The sequence below is a fragment of the Pseudomonas sp. NY8896 genome, from assembly GCF_039634505.1.
This window is the reverse complement of sequence record NZ_CP132350.1, coordinates 6,363,656-6,376,952: the sequence shown is the minus strand read 5'-3', so window position 1 is coordinate 6,376,952 and position 13,297 is coordinate 6,363,656. Positions and strand designations below refer to the sequence as shown.

Here is a 13,297-nt window from a genome sequence, read left to right as displayed (position 1 = left end):
TGTCGCGGTTCCCCGAGACCGCCCCGACCCGACTAGCGAGAGGTTGTCATGGCTGACTATAAAGCGCCCCTGCGCGACATGCGCTTCGTACTGAATGAAGTCTTCAACGTGGCCGAGCAGTGGGCGCAATTGCCCGCGCTGGCCGAGGTTGTCGACGCCGACACGGCCATGGCCGTGCTGGAAGAAGCCGGCAAAGTCACCGCCAAAACCATCGCGCCGCTTAGCCGCGCCGCCGATGAAGAGGGCTGCCACTGGGACAATGGTGCAGTGCGCACCCCAGCTGGCTTCATCGAGGCCTACAACACCTATGCCGAAGGCGGCTGGGTGGGCGTGGGCGGCGACCCGCTGTTCGGTGGCATGGGCATGCCCAAGGCCATCTCGGCGCAGGTCGAGGAAATGGTCAACGCTTCCAGCCTGGCCTTCGGCCTGTACCCGATGCTGACCGCTGGCGCCTGCCTGTCGATCAACGCCCACGCCAGCGAAGCCTTGAAGGAAAAATACCTGCCGAACATGTACGCCGGTGTGTGGGCAGGTTCCATGTGCCTGACCGAGCCACATGCCGGTACCGACCTGGGCATCATCCGCACCAAGGCCGAGCCCCAGGCTGATGGCAGCTACAAGGTCAGCGGCACCAAGATCTTCATCACCGGTGGCGAGCACGACCTGACCGAGAACATCATCCACCTGGTGTTGGCCAAGCTGCCAGATGCACCGGCGGGGCCAAAAGGCATTTCGCTGTTCCTGGTGCCGAAGTTCCTGGTCAATGAGGACGGCAGCCTCGGCGCGCGCAACCCGGCCACCTGCGGTTCGATCGAGCACAAGATGGGCATCCAGGCCTCGGCTACCTGCGTGATGAACTTCGACGAGGCGGTCGGCTACATCGTCGGTGAGCCGAACAAGGGCCTGGCGGCCATGTTCACCATGATGAACTACGAGCGCCTGGGTGTTGGCATCCAGGGCCTGGCCTCGGCCGAACGCTCCTACCAGAACGCCGTGGAGTACGCCCGCGACCGCCTGCAGAGCCGCGCCCCGACCGGCCCGCAAGCCAAGGACAAGGCCGCCGACCCGATCATTGTCCATCCAGACGTGCGCCGCATGCTGTTGACCATGAAGGCGCTGATCGAGGGTGGCCGCGCCTTCTCCACCTACGTGGCCATGCAGCTGGACAGTGCCAAGTACAGCGAAGACGCCAACGTACGCAAACGCAGCGAAGAGCTGGTGGCACTGCTGACGCCGGTGGCCAAGGCGTTCCTCACCGACCTGGGCCTGGAGTGCGCGGTGCACGGCCAGCAGGTATTCGGCGGGCATGGCTATATCCGTGAGTGGGGCCAGGAGCAGCTGGTGCGTGATGTGCGTATTACGCAGATCTACGAAGGCACCAACGGTATCCAGGCGTTGGACCTGATGGGGCGCAAGGTGGTGGCCAGCGGTGGGGCGTACTACCGCTTGTTCTCCGACGAGATTCGCCAGTTCATTGCCAGCGCAGATGGCGCACTAGACGAATTTGCCAAGCCTTTGGCGGTCTGCCTCGACCAGCTCGACGGGTTGACCGAATGGGTGCTGGAACAGGCCAAAGGTAACCCGAATGAAATTGGCGCGGCTTCGGTCGAGTACCTGCATGCTTTTGGCTATGTCGCGTATGGCTACATGTGGGCACTGATGGCGCGGGCGGCCAAGGCGGGTGAGGGCGATGAGGCGTTCTACTCGGGCAAGCTGGGGACGGCGCGGTTCTACTTTGCGCGCTTGCTGCCACGGGTGGATTCGCTGGTGGCTTCGGTGAAGGCGGGGAGTGAGTCGCTGTACCTGCTGGATGCTGAGCAGTTCTGACAGATCTTGGGGCCGCTTTGCGGCCCATCGCGACGCAAGTCCGCTCCTACAGGGCGCAAGGCTTACGCGGTCCTTGTAGGAGCGGCCTTGTGTCGCGATGGGCTGCGCAGCAGCCCCAATTCCCGGTGTATCTGGGAATAGGCTCTCTTTGTAAGCTTTTTCCTACACGACGTGGTGACTTTTCACCACTGGTCTCAGATTGGATCCACGGTTAATCTTTACCACATGGACGTTGCGCAGGAAGCGCAAAGGACAGATCAAGGAAGACGACGAAGGACCACCTGCCAGGATGGCGGGGCGATACGGATGTCACAGGGAAACAGTCTGGAAAACCCCGCTTCGGCGGGGTTTTCTTTGTGCGCGTTTTTTCAGGCCAGCACATCCAGCGGTGACGCCCCCAAAAGGCGGGCATCGGTCTCTTCCTCCAGCAGCGTGCGCAACAACTCCACAGAGGCCTGCTGGCGCTGGGCATCGCGGAACACCAGGCCAACCTTCAGCGGCACGCGCGGCTCGCTCAACGGCTTCCACAGCAGCCCCTGGTCATCTTCGGCGGCCTCCTTGGCCCGCCCCGGCAGAATAGTGGCCAGCGCCGTGTGCGCCAGGCTGTCGAGAATCCCCGCCATGTTGTTCATCTCGGCCTGTACCTGCGGCCGTCGGCCCTGACTGGCCAGCTGCGCCTGCCAGATCTGTCGGATCTGGAACTCCTCGCCCAACATCAGCATGGGCAGCTCGGCGGCCTGGCGGATGGACACCTTCTTGAAGTCCTTCAATGGGTGGGTATCGGGGATCACCAGTTGCAACTCATCTTCGTACAGCAGCAGGCCATGCAGCCCTGGCTGGCGCGGCGGCAGGTAGCTGATACCGATGTCCAGGCTGCCGTTGAGCAAGCGCCGCTCGATCTCCAGCCCTGACAATTCGTAAATCTGCACCACCAGATGAGGCTGAGCCTTGCGCAGCCGTTCAAGCAGCTGCGGTACCAGGCTGGGGCGCACGGTTTGCAGCACACCGATGGCCAAGGTACGCAGCGACTGGCCTTTGAAATTGCGCATGGCCTCGTGAGCACGCTGCAGGCCGTCGAGCAACGGCAAGGCATGGTTGTACAGGGTGTGGGCGGCCAGGGTCGGTAGCAGGCGCTTGTTGCTGCGCTCGAACAGGCTCAGGTCGAGGCTGTGCTCCAGCTGACGGATCTGTTGGGAAAGCGCAGGCTGGGACAGCGACAGGCGTTCGGCGGCACGGCCCACGTGGCCTTCTTCATACACCGCGACGAAATAACGCAGTTGGCGGAAATCCATAAGTAACGCTTATCGAAAATGCTGGAAAAACGAAATGGTCGAAAACCCTTGTGAAGCCTAGTCTATCGCCGTATTCCAAAGGGTTACAGCGATGAATAGGTCGATTGTTACCCCGGATGAAAAACACTTTTGATAGGCAAGGCAAAATATCGAGTGTCGGCGACAAGACCGCACCGTGCCGCCCTTTACCGTGATTGGTTGGAGCCCTGATGAACCTGTTCAACCTGCGCCGCTCGGCCCCTGCCGCCGTCGCCGAGCCTAAGCGTGCGCCGGTGATCGTGCCGCAAGCTTCCGAGCTGTCGCGTGATCGCCTGATGCCCAGTGCCGAGCGTGCGGCGCAGGTATTCGTGCGTGGCCAGGGCTCCTGGTTGTGGGACAACGAAGGGCACGCCTACCTGGACTTCACCCAAGGCGGCGCGGTCAACAGCCTGGGCCATAGCCCCAGTGTGCTGGTAAAGGCATTGGGTAACCAGGCCCAGGCGCTGATCAACCCAGGCTCGGGTTTCCACAGCCGCGGCCTTTTGGACCTGGTCAATCGCCTGTGCCAAAGCACCGGCAGTGACCAGGCCTACCTGCTCAACAGCGGTGCCGAGGCCTGCGAAGGTGCGATCAAGCTGGCGCGCAAGTGGGGCCAGCTGCACCGCAACGGTGCCTATCACATCATCACCGCCAGCCAGGCCTGCCATGGCCGCAGCCTGGGTGCGCTGTCAGCATCCGACCCGCTGCCGTGCAATCGCTGCGAACCGGGCCTGCCCGGTTTCAGCAAGGTGCCGTTCAATGACTTGGCGGCGCTGCACGCGGCGGTGGACTCGCGCACCGTGGCAATCATGCTGGAGCCGATCCAGGGCGAGGCGGGCGTTATTCCGGCTACCCAGGAATACCTCAAGGGCGTGGAAACGCTCTGCCGCGAACTGGGCATCCTGCTGATCCTCGATGAGGTGCAGACCGGTATTGGCCGCTGTGGTGCGCTGCTGGCAGAAGAGACCTATGGCGTGCGCGCCGACATCATCACCCTGGGCAAGGGCCTGGGCGGTGGCGTGCCGCTGGCCGCCTTGCTGGCCCGGGGCACGGCGTGCTGCGCCGAGCCTGGTGAACTGGAAGGCAGCCACCACGGCAATGCGCTGATGTGCGCCGCCGGCCTGGCTGTGCTGGGCACCGTGCTGGAGCCTGGCTTCTTCGCTCAGGTGCAGGACAACGGCCGCCACCTGCGTGAAGGCTTAAGCCGCCTGGCTGGGCGTTATGGCCAGGGCGAAGTACGCGGGCAAGGCCTGCTGTGGGCCTTGCAACTGAAAGAAAACCTGGCCCGCGAACTGGTGGCGGCCGCCCTGTACGAAGGCCTGCTGCTGAACGCACCGCAAGCGGATGTAGTGCGTTTTTCGCCAGCGCTGACTGTGAGCAAGGGCAACATCGATGAAATGCTGTTGCGCCTGGCCCGCGCCTTTGCCCGCCTGCATGCCCAGCAGCAGGCCCGCCGCGAGATGCCGGCGTAGCTGTTTAGCAAGACCGAGAATTCTACGAACCGTCTGGCGTTCCTGCGCATCGCCCCTGGCCTGTTTCATTCGGCCCGGGGCGTTTTTTTTGCCTGTGGAACCTCTGTGGCGCGCGGCTAGTCTTTGATGTAACCCTTCAGGAGAGACTCGCATGGACTTTATCCGCATCATTATCGCAATCCTTCTGCCACCGCTGGGTGTGTTTCTGCAGGTGGGGTTCGGCGGAGCATTCTGGCTGAATATCCTGCTGACGTTGCTGGGTTACATTCCGGGGATCGTGCACGCGGTCTATATCATCGCCAAGCGATGAGGTTTTCCGGGGCCGCAAAGCGGCCCCAAACTCTCAGTGCTTCAACACCCGGCAATAGAATTTCCACTCTTCTTCCAATGCATGCGCCAGGTTCTCCGCTTTGCGGAACCCATGCCGCTCTCCGGCATAGAAGTGCCCCTCAGCCTCGATCCCGTTAGCCTGCAGCGCCGCCAGCATCGCGCGGGTCTGTTCCGGCACCACCACCGCATCCAGCTCGCCCTGGAAGAAAATCACCGGCACCTTGATCTGCCCTGCATGCAGCAAAGGCGTGCGCTGGCGATAACGCTCGGCGTCCTGCTGCGGGTCGCCGATCAGCCAGTCCAGGTAGTCGCCCTCGAACTTGTGGGTGGCACGGCCCAGGGCCACCGGGTCGCTGACCCCGTACAGGCTGGCGCCGGCACGGAACACATCATGGAATGCCAGGGCGCACAAGGTGGTATAGCCACCGGCGCTGCCGCCGCGGATGAACGCCTTGTGTTTGTCGACCCAGCCCTGAGCCGCCAGGTATTCGACCGCTGCGCAGGCATCGGCCACATCGCTTTCGCCCCAGCGCAGGTGCAGTGCCTGGCGGTACTCCCGGCCATAGCCGGTGCTGCCCCGGTAGTTCAGGTCGGCCACGGCAAAGCCGCGCTGGGTCCAGTACTGGATGCGTGGGTCGAGCACGGGGTAACAGGCCGAAGTCGGCCCACCATGGACGAACACCACCAGCGGTGCGGCGCCTTGCGACTGCACTGGCGGGTAGAAGAAGCCATGGGCCTGCTCGCCGTCACTGCCATAGTGGATGGGCTGCGGCAGGCTGATGCGCCCTGCCGGTAGCACCTCGGCACCACCGGCCAGCACACGGACCTCGTGGTTGCCGCGGTCGATGGCAATCACTGCCGGCGGGCTGATAGGCGAGGCGGCAATGGCATAGAGGTGTTCGGCATCCATGGCCAGGTTGCGAAAACGAGTATAAGCACTGGCAAACCGCGCCATGCGGCCATCTTCGCCACGCAGCCCCAATTGCCCGAAGCCATCCTGGAACCAGCTGGCCAGGTAGCTTTGCGGCCCCAGTGGCAGCCAGGTGCAGGTGCCCAACTGCCAAGGCGCTGCTGCATGGTCCGCCGACTTGGCGGGCAAGGCTTGCCAGTGACCCTCGACCTCTCCCCAGGGCTGCCAGAAGCCGTTGCGGTCGGATAGGCAGTAGAGCCGGCCTTCGGCATCGAAGCGTGGTTGTTGCAGCGATTCGTCAGCGGCGGCTACACACTGCGGCGGCCCCCAGTGGCCGCTGGCATCCCGTGTGCGGCTCATCAGGCGGGTCACGGTCCAGGGCTGTGCAGGGCGGTCCCATTCGATCCACGCCAGGCGTTGGCCATCGGCACTCACGGTGGGTGCGGCGTAGAAATCGGCACCCTCGGCGAGTACCTCACGGCGGCTTTCGCCCAAAGCGACGAGGCGATGCTCCACCTGCTCGGCATGGCGCTCCTCGACGGCCAGCACCTGGCTGTCGTGCCACTGCACATCGCCATAGCGGCAGCTGGCATCGCGGGTCAGAGCACGCGGTAGCAAATCGTCCAGCGGTTGGGTGTAGACCTGCTGGTCCTTTTCGTTGACGAACACCAACCCGTCGCCACCCAGGCAGAAGCTGCCACCGCCATACTCGTAGGCCCGGCTGCGCACGCTGAAACCATCTGGCGTCAGGCAGCGGGCCTGGTAGTGCAGCCAGTGCCAGATACGGCAAGCACCATCGGCCGGGCGAAATTCGATCCAGAACAGCCCGTCGGCACTGACTTTGAGTTCGGCGAAGTCGGTGCCGGCGGCCACCGCCTGGGCCGCGCTGAATTCAGCCGCGGGCGATGACACGTGAGTTTCGATCATTGCGGAAGGTCATCTGTTCAATGGCGAGCTGGGCGGTTTCTGCCTCCTCGCGGGCCTTGAGGATGATGCCGTGGTCGGCCGACTTGGCGCATACCGGGTCGGCGTTGCTGGCATCGCCGGTCAGCATGAAGGCCTGGCAGCGACAGCCGCCGAAGTCCTTTTCTTTCTCGTCGCAGGAGCGGCACGGTTCGCGCATCCACTCATAACCACGGAAGCGATTGAAGCCGAACGACTCGTACCAGATATGGTGCAAGTCATGCTCGCGCACATTGGGGAATTGCACCGGCAGCTGGCGCGCGCCGTGGCAGGGCAGGGCGGTGCCGTCCGGGGTGATGGTGAGGAACAGGTTGCCCCAACCATTCATGCAGGCCTTGGGGCGTTCTTCGTAGTAGTCTGGGGTAACGAAGATCAGCTTGCACGGGTTGCCCTCGGCCTTGAGTTTGTCCCGGTATTCGTTGGTGATGCGTTCTGCCCGCTCGAGCTGCGCGCGAGTCGGTAGCAGGCCCAGGCGGTTGAGGTGCGCCCAGCCGTAGAACTGGCAGGTGGCAAGCTCGACGAAGTCGGCCTCCAGGGCAATGCACAGCTCGATGATGCGGTCGATCTTGTCGATGTTGTGCCGATGGGTGACGAAGTTGAGCACCATCGGGTAGCCGTGGGCTTTCACCGCGCGGGCCATTTCCAGCTTTTGTGCAAAGGCCTTCTTCGAGCCAGCCAGCAGGTTGTTCACCTGCTCGTCGCTGGCCTGGAAGCTGATCTGGATATGGTCCAGGCCGGCCTTCTTGAAGTCGGCGATGCGCGCCTCGGTCAGGCCAATGCCCGAGGTGATCAGGTTGGTGTAGTAACCCAGCCTGCGAGCCTCGCCAATCAGCTCGGCAAGGTCCTGGCGCACCAGCGGTTCACCGCCAGAGAAGCCGATTTGCGCGGCGCCCATTTCCCGTGCTTCAGCCATCACCTTGAACCACTGTTCGGTGCTCAGCTCTTGGCCCTGGGCGGCGAAGTCCAGCGGGTTGGAACAGTACGGGCACTGCAGCGGGCAGCGGTAGGTGAGCTCGGCCAGCAGCCACAGCGGCAGGCCGACCGCAGGCGTAGGCGGCAACTCAGGCGAGGACGATCCAGTGTTCGGCACGGGCCACCTCCATGAATTGCTCGATGTCATCGGCCACTTCCGGGACATCGGGGAATTGCTGTTCGAGTTCGCTGATGATCGCTGCCACGTCACGCTGGCCGTCGATCAGGCCACCGATCAGGCTGGCGCTTTCGTTGAGCTTGATCATGCCCTCGGGGTACAGCAACACATGGCCCTTTTGCGCCGGCTCGTACTGGAAGCGGTAGCCGGGGCGCCAGTTCGGCACTTGATTGCGATCAAGACTCATAGGGTGATCCCCTTGTGCCACACCCGGTCCTGGGTGACGGAGTGATAAGGCGGGCGGTTCAGCTCGTAGGCCATGCTCATGGCGTCGAGCATGCTCCAGAGGATATCCAGCTTGAACTGCAGGATCTCCAGCATACGCTCCTGGCCCGCGCGGGTGGTGTAGTGCTGCAGGGTAATCGCCAGGCCGTGCTCCACGTCGCGCCGGGCCTGGCCAAGGCGGGTGCGGAAGTACTCGTAGCCGGCCGGGTCGATCCACGGGTAGTGCTGTGGCCAACTGTCCAGCCGCGACTGGTGGATTTGTGGGGCAAACAGTTCGGTCAGCGAGCTGCTGGCGGCTTCCTGCCAGCTGGCGCGGCGGGCGAAGTTGACGTAGGCGTCCACGGCAAAGCGTACGCCGGGCAGTACCAGCTCCTGGGAGCGCAGCTGGTCGGGGTCGAGGCCGACGGCCTGGCCCAGGCGCAGCCAGGCTTCGATGCCACCGTCCTCGCCGGGTGCGCCGTCGTGGTCGAGCAGGCGCTGGATCCACTCTCGGCGCACTTCGCGGTCCGGGCAGTTGGCCAGGATCGCGGCATCCTTCATCGGGATGTTGACCTGGTAGTAGAAACGGTTGGCCACCCAGCCCTGGATCTGCTCGCGGGTGGCGCGGCCTTGGTACATCGCCACATGGTACGGGTGATGGATGTGGTAATAGGCGCCTTTGGCGCGCAGAGCCTGCTCGAATTCGGCAGGGGACATGGGCAGTGCGTCGCTCATCGGGCCTCCTTACAACTCGATGCTCATGCCGTCGAAGGCAACTTCCACACCGCGGCGCAGGACTTCGGCGCGCTCGGGGGAGTCTTCATCGAGAATCGGGTTGGTGTTGTTGATGTGGATAAGCACTTTGCGCTGGCGCGAGAAGCCGTCCAGCACTTCGAGCATGCCGCCAGGGCCATTTTGCGCCAGGTGGCCCATCTCGCGGCCGGTGCGGGTGCCGACACCACGGCGCTGCATTTCATCGTCCTCCCACAGGGTGCCGTCGACCAGCAGGCAGTCGGCGTCGTGCATCATCGCCAACAGCTTGCCGTCGACCTGGCCCAGGCCTGGGGCGTAGAACAGCTTGCCGCCGGTACGAGTGTCCTCGACCAACAGGCCCAGGTTGTCGCCTGGGTGCGGGTCGAAACGGTGCGGCGAGTACGGCGGTGCAGCGCTGCGCAGGGGGAAGGGGGTGAACTTGAGGTTGGGACAGGCCTCGATGACGAAGCTGCCTTCCAGCTCGATGCGGTTCCACTGCAGGCCACCGTTCCAGTGGCTGAGCATGTTGAACAGCGGGAAACCGGTGGTCAGGTCCTGGTGGACCATGTCGGTGCACCACACTTGGTGCGGGCAACCTTCGCGCAGGCTGAGCAGGCCAGTGGTGTGGTCGATCTGGCTGTCCAGCAGGACGATGGCGTTGATGCCGGTGTCGCGCAGGGCCCGGGCCGGTTGCATGGGCGCAAAGGCCTGCAGTTGGGCGCGGATGTCGGGCGAGGCATTGCACAGAACCCAATGCACGCCGTCGTCGGACAGGGCGATGGACGACTGGGTGCGTGCCGTGGCGCGCAGGGTGCCGTCACGGTAGCCCTTGCAGTTGACGCAGTTGCAGTTCCACTGTGGGAACCCGCCACCGGCGGCGGAGCCGAGAACCTGGATGTACATGGCCACTCTCTATGCAAAAAACCGGATCGGAAAAACGAAAACGCCCCGGCAGGCCGAGGCGTGAAACCCTAAGCCGGGCTTAGCGGTTAGCGAAGTACATGGTGACTTCGAAGCCGATACGCAGATCAGTGTATGCAGGTTTGGTCCACATGGAATTACTCCTTCCGGATGAGGGTTGGGATGCTCAGCTACTACTTGGGTACCGCCACGCGTCGGCAGTTCCCTGAAACTGGGATTGCGCTATCTTACAAGAAAAATTTGTACCGAAAGGTTAATTATTCGAAAAGCGCCGTTGCAGTTCGCGTAACAATCATCGTGCAGCGCCTTGCCAGGAAGGGTTTGGCGCGGCAGCGTTGGCCAGGCATAGCCAAGTGGAACCTGTGTCGAGCAGGTTGCTCAGCAGGTGGTCCAGATCCGTCTGCCGCGTGTTCAGGATAGTCCTGCGCAGTGCATCCAGCCTGCCGGGTTGTGTAGCCAGGTGTGTCTGCCACGCCCATTCGGCGACGTCGGCATTGGCCATGGCGGGCTCGTCGAATTGCTCGGCCAGGGCTTGGCGGGCGGCCGGGTCCAGGGTGACACCCTGGCGCAACAGGGCGAGCAGGTGGTCGAGGACCTGCGCTTGGCCGGTGTGGGGGGACTGCACGCCGAACAGTAGACCGCCGACCCCCTCGACCTGACGAAAGGCGCTGAACACCGCGTAGCCGAGTTGCAACTCTACCCGCAGGCGTTGGTAAACCGGCCCCTGCAGCAGTTGCGCTAGCAGGCGGCCTGCGGCTTCGCTGGCGGGAGGCAGCGGGCAGAACAGCAGCAGGGCATATTCGCTGCCAGCCACTTCGGCATGCTGCCAGCGACGGTTGGCCCATGTGGGCAGGGAGCCAGGCCGTGCGCCTTGCCCGGGGCAGTGCTGCAACGCGGTAGCCAAGGCGTTCAGCGCGGCATCGTCGAAGCCCGCAGCCAGGCCATGCCAGTTTGCGTGCTGCCACAGGCTGTCGAGTTGCTGCTGTTTCAGCGTGCCGGCCGGTGCCGCTGTGGGCGGGGTATGCAGCACCGTGTCTGGCAGTTGCTTGAGCAAGGCCCTGATAGGGATCAGTGCCGGGGGCGGCGCCGCGCTGGGCAGCCAGCAACTGGCAGGGGGGGTGAGCATCAAAGCCAAGGCCTGCGGCACTGCGCGCAGCACCGCGGCCGGCAGCCCGGCGCAGCGCAACTGCCAGTATTCCCCTGCGGTGGTGTATTGCAGTTGCACCGAGGCGCGTTCACATCGCTCCTGCAGCGGCGCGAGGGCCTGTTCAAGCACGCCCTGCAAGCGCTGGCGCACAGGCGAAGGCACGTGCCAGCGTAAGTAGAGTGCCGCATATTGGCGGGTGCCGGGGAGCTGGTCACTGATCTTCAGTGCGTTCGGTAGAGGCTGCGCCATGGCGGTGGGTAAGTCAGCCATCAGCAACGGCTCGACCGTGGGTATCTGCCATTGCCCATGATTGCTGCATGGCAGGTCATCCAGCAGGGCACGAAGGGCCTGCAAACCTTGTGTATCCAACTGGCTGAACGGCAACCCGGTACTGTCCCGGCGGGCCAGTTCAAGTGCGCTGGCACTGCGTTCGCCGCTGTGCTGCAGCAAGCCGAAGTCACGGTTCAGCTGTGCGAGATCGGCTTGTCGGATGAAATTGAACCAACCGTGCAGCAGGTCATTGGCTTCATCTGGGCAGGCGTTGGCGCTGAGCTTCAGGTCCAGGTGCCACAGCAACTGCCCGGCGAAGGCATACAGCTTTTCGGCCTTGAAACCTTGCAGCCAGCCACGCTCGCGCAGTGTACCCAGCCAGGTACCTGGGCGGCTGTCATTCAGGCAGGCAATCAGCAGTTCCAGCGCCTGCTCGGCACCTGCCGGAAGGTGCTCGTGGATAAAAGCCAGTGGCATAGTCGCTGCCGACAGGGGCGGTGGCTGAAGGTGCGGTACTCGCGTGCCCGTGGCGAACTGCTGAGCATGCTGCCGGCCCAGTTGCTCCAGTTCATCCAGCGGTTGCGGGCCGCATAGGCTCAAGACGATCTGGCCGCCTTGGTAAAAGCGCCGGTGAAAGCCCCCAAGCGCTTGCTGGAAGGCCGGGTCCTGCAGGGCCAGGGTGTATCGGTTGCCGGCATGAAAAGCGCTCAGCGGATGAGCGGGCGACAGCGTCTGCAGCAAGGCGAATTGCTGCTGGGCCTGTGGGTTGCGCGACCAGGCGATGAACTCGGCGTGAATCACTTCGCGCTCGCGGCGTTGGCGCGCGATGCCCAGGTCAGGCTCGGCCAGCATCTGGCACAGGCGCTCGAGGCCTGCGGCCAAGGCATTAGGCGGGACTTCGAAGAAAAAATCGGTGGTGCGTTCACGGGTACTGGCGTTGACCTGGCCACCGAGGGCCTGCACGTAGCGCATCAGGCCATCGTCCAGGGGGAAGCGCGGGGTGCCGAGGAAGAACAGGTGCTCGAGGAAGTGGGCCAGCCCTGGCCATTTTCCCGGCGCGTCATGGCTACCCGCGTGCACCCGCAATGCGGCGGCCGCGCGCTTCAGGCGCGGGGCATGGCGCAGGGTAAGCTGCAGGCCGTTGGCGAGGGTGAGGTGGCGGGTGGCGTCAGGCATGGGGGCTCCGGTTGCTGCTGTCCATGCTAACCCATTTGTGTAGCGGGCCCGCGAAAGGGCTATCAGCCTTTACGCAGGTGAAGCTCCTGGCGCAAATCGTTCAGATAAGGAAACGCCAAGCGCCCCTGCACCACCTGATCATGTTCAAGCTCCGCCAATAACTGGCATTCATCCTGCCCGGCCATGGCTAGCACACTGCCATCCGGCCCGATGAGGCTGCTCTGCCCGCAGTAGTGAATCTCGTCTTCCGCACCGCAATAATTGGCATACACCAGGTAACACTGGTTCTCCTGCGCCCGCGCCCTCACGGTCACCTGGCAGGTAAAGTCGTACGGCGTCATGTTCGCGGTCGGCACCAGTATCAGCTCTGCGCCATCGAGCGCCAGGCGCCGAGCGTTCTCCGGGAACTCGATGTCGTAGCAGATCAGCAGGCCGACTTTCCAACCGTCAAATTCCACCACCGGGGACAGGTCGGCGCCTGGGCTGAACATCGAGCGGTCCAGGTCACCGAACAGGTGGGTCTTGCGGTAGTTGCTGAGGCTGCGGCCATGCGCATCGATCAACTGTACGCTGTTGTAGATTGCCCCGTCGTCGCCGCGCTCGGGGTAGCCATAGACGATAGCGATGCGCTGCGCCTGGGCGATCTCTACCACCGCCATCGCCGCCGGGCCATCGTCGGCTTCAGCCAGGCGCTCGACCTGGGCCAGGCCGATGTTGTAGCCCGTCAGGAACATTTCCGGACACACCAGCAACTGTGCGCCGCGTTCGGCCGCCAGCTGCGCCTGGTGGCGCAGCCGTTGCAGGTTGCCGGGCACGTCCAGTGGCTTGGGTGCACCCTGGAACAGAGCGATGCGCATGGTGCCT

Annotated in this window: 12 protein-coding genes; 3 read left to right on the top strand and 9 right to left on the bottom strand. The window is 63.8% G+C overall.

Annotation, left to right across the window (positions count from 1 at the left end; all coding sequences use genetic code 11):
- Positions 1-48: 48 nt before the first annotated feature.
- Positions 49-1,827, top strand: a complete 1,779-nt coding sequence (locus Q9451_RS28905; protein ID WP_012270170.1) for an acyl-CoA dehydrogenase C-terminal domain-containing protein — start codon at positions 49-51, stop codon at positions 1,825-1,827.
- A gap of 368 nt (positions 1,828-2,195) precedes the next feature.
- On the opposite strand, the gene Q9451_RS28900 is transcribed toward Q9451_RS28905, so the two are convergent.
- Positions 2,196-3,119 carry a LysR family transcriptional regulator gene (locus Q9451_RS28900; protein WP_012270171.1) on the bottom strand — a complete coding sequence of 308 codons (924 nt, stop codon included), beginning with the start codon at positions 3,117-3,119 and terminating at the stop codon, positions 2,196-2,198.
- 209 nt (positions 3,120-3,328) lie between these two features.
- On the opposite strand from Q9451_RS28900, the gene Q9451_RS28895 reads away from it, so the two are divergent.
- Positions 3,329-4,609 carry an aminotransferase class III-fold pyridoxal phosphate-dependent enzyme gene (locus Q9451_RS28895; protein WP_012270172.1) on the top strand — a complete coding sequence of 427 codons (1,281 nt, stop codon included), beginning with the start codon at positions 3,329-3,331 and terminating at the stop codon, positions 4,607-4,609.
- Positions 4,610-4,760: 151 nt separating this feature from the next.
- Entirely contained in the window at positions 4,761-4,919 is a 159-nt protein-coding gene (locus tag Q9451_RS28890) for a YqaE/Pmp3 family membrane protein (protein ID WP_003177654.1), read from the top strand.
- Between the two features lie 33 nt (positions 4,920-4,952).
- Here Q9451_RS28890 and Q9451_RS28885 read toward each other — a convergent pair whose 3' ends face one another.
- From Q9451_RS28885 to Q9451_RS28850, 8 genes are all read right to left on the bottom strand, one after another.
- On the bottom strand, positions 4,953-6,776 hold the full coding sequence (locus tag Q9451_RS28885) for a S9 family peptidase (RefSeq protein WP_060493148.1): 1,824 nt from the start codon (positions 6,774-6,776) through the stop codon (positions 4,953-4,955).
- Complete coding sequence (gene pqqE, locus Q9451_RS28880) at positions 6,742-7,902, bottom strand: pyrroloquinoline quinone biosynthesis protein PqqE (protein WP_012270174.1); 1,161 nt, start codon at positions 7,900-7,902, stop codon at positions 6,742-6,744. Before pqqE ends, Q9451_RS28885 begins: the two co-directional genes overlap by 35 nt.
- A complete protein-coding gene (gene pqqD / locus Q9451_RS28875) occupies positions 7,874-8,149 on the bottom strand; it encodes a pyrroloquinoline quinone biosynthesis peptide chaperone PqqD (protein ID WP_012270175.1) in 276 nt (91 codons plus the stop codon). Before pqqD ends, pqqE begins: the two co-directional genes overlap by 29 nt.
- On the bottom strand, positions 8,146-8,901 hold the full coding sequence (gene pqqC, locus Q9451_RS28870) for a pyrroloquinoline-quinone synthase PqqC (RefSeq protein WP_012270176.1): 756 nt from the start codon (positions 8,899-8,901) through the stop codon (positions 8,146-8,148). The genes pqqD and pqqC overlap by 4 nt, the downstream gene beginning before the upstream one ends.
- Positions 8,902-8,910: 9 nt before the next feature.
- The gene (pqqB, locus tag Q9451_RS28865) at positions 8,911-9,822 is read right to left on the bottom strand and encodes a pyrroloquinoline quinone biosynthesis protein PqqB (protein WP_012270177.1); all 912 of its coding nucleotides are present in this window, start codon (positions 9,820-9,822) and stop codon (positions 8,911-8,913) included.
- A gap of 79 nt (positions 9,823-9,901) precedes the next feature.
- Positions 9,902-9,973, bottom strand: a complete 72-nt coding sequence (gene pqqA, locus Q9451_RS28860; protein WP_003243383.1) for a pyrroloquinoline quinone precursor peptide PqqA — start codon at positions 9,971-9,973, stop codon at positions 9,902-9,904.
- A 159-nt stretch (positions 9,974-10,132) separates the two neighbouring features.
- Entirely contained in the window at positions 10,133-12,433 is a 2,301-nt protein-coding gene (pqqF, locus tag Q9451_RS28855) for a pyrroloquinoline quinone biosynthesis protein PqqF (RefSeq protein ID WP_012270178.1), read from the bottom strand.
- A gap of 62 nt (positions 12,434-12,495) precedes the next feature.
- Positions 12,496-13,290, bottom strand: coding sequence for a carbon-nitrogen hydrolase family protein (locus Q9451_RS28850; protein WP_012270179.1), 795 nt, complete (start codon positions 13,288-13,290; stop codon positions 12,496-12,498).
- Positions 13,291-13,297: the final 7 nt, after the last annotated feature.